Raw genomic sequence first — 4,669 nt, forward strand, 5'->3', positions numbered from 1 at the left:
GGGCCGTGCGGCGGGCGCGGGCGGCGCGCTCGCGTTCCTGCTCGGCCTCGCGGGCCGCGCGGCGTCGGGCCCGCTCCTTACTCAAGCGTGCCGAGCCAGTTGCGCAGCAACGCCGCCCCCGTGTCGGCGGACTTCTCCGGGTGGAACTGGGCCGCCGACAGCGGGCCCCGTTCCACCGCCGCGACGAAGTCCGTGCCGTGGTGGGCGGTGGTCACGGTGGCGCCGCCGGCGGCCAGCGCCGCCGGGTCGGTGACGCCGTAGGAGTGGACGAAGTAGAACCGCGCGTCGGCCGGCAGCCCCGCGAAGAGCACCGAGCCGTCCGGCGCCGCCACCGTGTTCCAGCCCATGTGCGGCAGCCGTGGCGCGGGCAGCCGGGTCACGCCGCCCGGCAGCAGCCCGAGCCCCTTGGTGACCACGCCGTGTTCCTCGCCGTGCCCGAACAGCACCTGCATGCCGACGCAGATGCCGAGCACCGGACGGCCGGCGGCGACCCGGTCGGCGATGACCGGACCCGCGCCCAGCTGCTCGATCCCGGCCATGCAGGCGGCGAACGCGCCGACGCCGGGCACCACCAGGCCGTCGGCGGACGCGGCGGCGGCCAGGTCGGCGGTGACCGTCACGTCGGCGCCGGCCCGCTCCAGCGCGCGCTCGGCCGAACGCAGGTTGCCCGAACCGTAGTCGAGCACCACCACCCGCGCCATCAGCCCTCCCCGGGCAGCAGCCAGAGCAGGCCACCGGCGGTGGCCAGTGCGGCCAACAGGCCGGTGACCACGACGGCGGCCCGGTTGGCGCCCTGCTTGTAGAGCGACCAGGTCCCGCCGACCAGCACCCCGGCCAGGATCAGCAGCAGCGTCGGCCACACCCGCACGGTTACAGCGCCCCCTTCGTGCTCGGCACCACGCCCGCGTTGCGCGGGTCCAGCGCGGTGGCCTCACGCAGCGCGCGGGAGACCGCCTTGAACTGGGCCTCGACCACGTGGTGCGCGTCCGGGTGGCCGCCGGGGCGGGCCGCCCGCAGCACGTCCACGTGCAGCGTGACCCGGGCCGCCTGGCCGAACGACTCCCAGATGTGCCGGGTCATGCTGGTCGGGTAGACCGGCCCGATGTACGGGGCCAGCACCGGCTCGTCGTGCACCACGTACGGACGGCCGGACAGGTCGACCGCGGCGCGGACCAGCACCTCGTCCATCGGCACGGTGGCCGAGCCGTACCGCCGGATGCCCGCCTTGTCGCCCAGCGCGCGGTCGAACGCGGCGCCCAGCGCGAGCGCGGTGTCCTCCATCGTGTGGTGCGCGTCGATCTCCAGGTCGCCGACGGTGTGCACGGTCAGGTCGAAGCCGCCGTGCCGGGCGATCTGGTTCAGCATGTGGTCGTAGAAGCCGACGCCGGTGGAGATGTCGGCCTTGCCGGTGCCGTCGAGGTCGATCTCGATGAGCACCTTGGTCTCGTTGGTGACCCGCTCGATCCGGGCGGTGCGGCTCATGACAGCTTCTCCGTTGCGGTGAGGAAGGCGTCGGTCTCGGCCGGCGTCCCGGCGGTGACCCGCAGCCAGCCGGGCAGGCCGACGTCGCGGACCAGCACGCCGGCGTCGAGCAGGGTACGCCAGGCGGCGCCCTGGTCGCCGTCGACGGCGAAGAGCACGAAGTTGGCGTCGCTGTCCGCGACGCGGTGGCCCCGGGCACGCAGCGTCGCGACGATCCGGTCGCGCTGCTCCTTGATCGCGGCGACGGTGCCGAGCAGCGCGTCCCGGTGCGCCAGCGCCGCCCGCGCGGCGGCCTGGGTGAGCGCGGAGAGGTGGTACGGCAACCGGACCAGCTGCACGGCCTCCACCACCGCCGGGTCGGCCGCCAGGTAACCGAGCCGGCCACCGGCGAACCCGAACGCCTTGCTCATGGTGCGGGTGACCACCAGCCGCGGGTGGCCGGGCAGCACCGCGAGCGCGCTGACCGTGCCGGCGCGGGCGAACTCGGCGTACGCCTCGTCCACGACCACCATGCCGGGCGCCTCGTCCAGCACGGCGGCGACCACCGCCGGGTCGAGCGCGGTGCCTGTCGGGTTGTTCGGCGAGCAGAGGAAGACCACGTCGGGGCGGTGCGCCCGGACCTGGGCCACCACGTCCGCGGCGGTGAGACCGAAGTCGGCGTCGCGCGTGCCCGGCACCCACCGGGTGCCGGTGCCGAGCGCCAGCAGCGGGTGCATCGAGTACGCCGGTGTGAAGCCGAGCGCGGTGCGCCCGGGACCGCCGAACGCCTGGAGCAGCTGCTGCTGGATCTCGTTGGAGCCGTTCGCCGCCCACACGTGGTCGGCGGTGAGCCCGTGCCCGAGGTAGGCGGCCAGGTCGGCGCGCAACGCCATGGCGTCCCGGTCCGGGTAGCGGTTGAGGTCGCGCAGCTCGGCCGCGACGGCCTTGCCGATCGCCTCGACCACGGGCTCGGGCACCGGGTAGGAGTTCTCGTTGGTGTTCAGCCGCACCGGCACGTCGAGCTGCGGCGCGCCGTACGGCGTCAGCCCGCGCAGGTCGTCGCGGATCGGCAGGTCGTCGAGCGTGGTCACGACGCGCCGCCGTCGGGGAACCGGGCGCTGACCGCCTGGCCGTGCGCCGGCAGGTCCTCCACCGTCGCCAGCGTGACCACGTGCGGGGCCACCTCGCGCAGCGCGTCCTGGGTGTATTCGACCAGGTGGATGCCGCGCAGGAAGGACTGCACGGACAGGCCGGACGAGTGCCGCGCGCACCCGCCGGTGGGCAGCACGTGGTTGGAGCCGGCGCAGTAGTCGCCGAGCGAGACCGGAGACCAGGCGCCGACGAAGACCGCGCCGGCGTTGCGCACCCGCAGCGCCCACTCGCGGGCGTTCTCGGTCTGGATCTCCAGGTGTTCGGCCGCGTACGCGTCGACCACCCGCAGGCCGGCCTCCAGGTCGTCGACGAGGACCACGCCGCTCTGCTCGCCGCGCAGCGCCGTGCCGATCCGTTCGGCGTGCTTGGCGGCCGGCGCCTGCCGGGCCAGCTCCGCGTCGACCGCGTCGGCCAGCTCGGTGGACGGGGTGACCAGCACGCTGGCCGCCAGCGGGTCGTGCTCGGCCTGGCTGATCAGGTCGGCGGCGACGTGCGCCGGGTCGGCGGTGTGGTCGGCCAGGATGGCGATCTCGGTCGGGCCGGCCTCGGCGTCGATGCCGACCACGCCGCGCAGCAGCCGCTTGGCCGCGGTGACCCAGATGTTGCCCGGCCCGGTGATCATGTCGACCGGCTCGCAGCGCTCCGCGCCGTCCGGGTCGACGGTGGCGCCGTACGCCAGCATCGCCACCGCCTGGGCGCCGCCGACCGCGTAGACCTCATCGACGCCGAGCAGCGCGCACGCGGCGAGCACCCGCCGGTCGGGCAGCCCGCCGTTCTCCTTCTGCGGCGGGCTGACCACCACCAGCGAGCGGACGCCGGCCGCCTGGGCCGGGACGACGTTCATCACCACCGTCGACGGGTACATGGCCAGGCCGCCGGGGACGTAGAGGCCGACCCGGTCCACCGGCACCCACCGCTCGGTCACGGTGCCGCCCGGCACGACCTGGGTGGTGTGGTCGGTGCGGCGCTGGTCGTCGTGGACCCGGCGGGCACGGGTGATCGACTCCAGCAGCGCGGCCCGGACCTGCGGGTCAAGCTCGTCCTCGGCGGCGCGGATCACCTCGACCGGCACCCGCAGACGCTCGGGCGAGACGCCGTCGAACCGTTCGCTGGCCTCCCGGATCGCCGGGTACCCATGCTCGTGGACCGCCTCGACGAGCGGGCGGATGCGCTCGACCGCCACGGAGACGTCGAGCTGGGCACGGGGCAGCAGGCGGCGCGGGTCGCGTACCCCGCCGCGCAGGTCGATCCGATTCAGCACGTCTGCGAGTCTAGGCCGCCGCCGCGCGGACCGGCCGGGGCCGCCCGCACGCCGGGACGGTGAGCCGGGACACGCCGGGCGGGCGCGCGCGGGATACGCTCGGTCCCGTGAGCGCACGGCTGCCGGTGTTCCCCCTCGGGACCGTCCTCTTCCCCGGGCTGGTCCTTCCGCTGCACATCTTCGAGGAGCGTTACCGGGCGTTGGTCCGCCACCTGGTCGGGCTGCCCGAGGGCGCGCCCCGCGAGTTCGGGGTGGTGGCGATCCAGGCCGGGTGGGAGGTCGCGCCCGCCGGGCCGCCGGGGCGGTCCGGTCTGGCCGGCGGCCCGGTCACCCTGCACGAGGTGGGCTGCACCGCCGAGCTGCGGCAGGTCACCGAGCTGGCCGACGGCGGCTACGACATCGTCACCGTCGGCCGGCGGCGGTTCCGCATCGCCGAGGTCGACGAGGACGCCGAGCCCTACCTGACCGCCGAGGTGGAGTGGCTGCCCGAGCCGACCGGCCCGGACGAGACCGCCGACCTGCTGGCGGCCCGGGTGATCTCGGTGTTCCGGCAGTACCTGGGCCTGATCCGGCCGGACCCGGAGGAGATCTCCGAGCAGCTGCCCGAGGATCCGACGGTGCTGTCGCACCTGGTCGCCGCGACCGCCGCGCTGACCGTCGCGGACCGGCAGCGGCTGCTCGCCGTCGACGACACGCCCGGCCGGCTCCGCGCGGAGCTGCGCCTGCTGCACCGGGAAGCGGCGCTGCTGCGCCAGGTGCGGGCCGTGCCGGTGCCGCTCAGCGAGCTGGCGGGTC

General features: G+C 75.4%; 6 protein-coding genes. 1 reads left to right on the forward strand and 5 read right to left on the reverse strand.

Annotation, left to right across the window (positions count from 1 at the left end):
* Nucleotides 1-77: 77 nt before the first annotated feature.
* From hisH to hisD, 5 genes are read right to left on the reverse strand one after another with little or no spacing between them, the layout of a single operon-like run.
* Entirely contained in the window at nucleotides 78-701 is a 624-nt protein-coding gene (gene hisH, locus HUW36_RS26140) for an imidazole glycerol phosphate synthase subunit HisH (protein WP_174530578.1), read from the reverse strand.
* Entirely contained in the window at nucleotides 701-868 is a 168-nt protein-coding gene (locus HUW36_RS26145; RefSeq protein WP_172967956.1) for a hypothetical protein, read from the reverse strand. Before HUW36_RS26145 ends, hisH begins: the two co-directional genes overlap by 1 nt.
* A gap of 2 nt (nucleotides 869-870) precedes the next feature.
* Entirely contained in the window at nucleotides 871-1,482 is a 612-nt protein-coding gene (gene hisB / locus HUW36_RS26150) for an imidazoleglycerol-phosphate dehydratase HisB (protein WP_174530579.1), read from the reverse strand.
* A complete protein-coding gene (locus tag HUW36_RS26155) occupies nucleotides 1,479-2,552 on the reverse strand; it encodes a histidinol-phosphate transaminase (RefSeq protein WP_174530580.1) in 1,074 nt (357 codons plus the stop codon). Before HUW36_RS26155 ends, hisB begins: the two co-directional genes overlap by 4 nt.
* Nucleotides 2,549-3,874: a histidinol dehydrogenase gene (gene hisD, locus HUW36_RS26160; RefSeq protein ID WP_174530581.1), complete on the reverse strand. Its 1,326-nt coding sequence runs from the start codon at nucleotides 3,872-3,874 to the stop codon at nucleotides 2,549-2,551. The genes HUW36_RS26155 and hisD overlap by 4 nt, the downstream gene beginning before the upstream one ends.
* Nucleotides 3,875-3,981: 107 nt before the next feature.
* On the opposite strand from hisD, the gene HUW36_RS26165 reads away from it, so the two are divergent.
* On the forward strand, nucleotides 3,982-4,669 hold a 688-nt coding region (locus HUW36_RS26165; protein ID WP_174530582.1), incomplete at its 3' end, for an LON peptidase substrate-binding domain-containing protein.

Origin of the sequence: Micromonospora maritima (genome assembly GCF_902825405.1) — a bacterium.
Classification (GTDB): domain Bacteria; phylum Actinomycetota; class Actinomycetes; order Mycobacteriales; family Micromonosporaceae; genus Micromonospora; species Micromonospora maritima.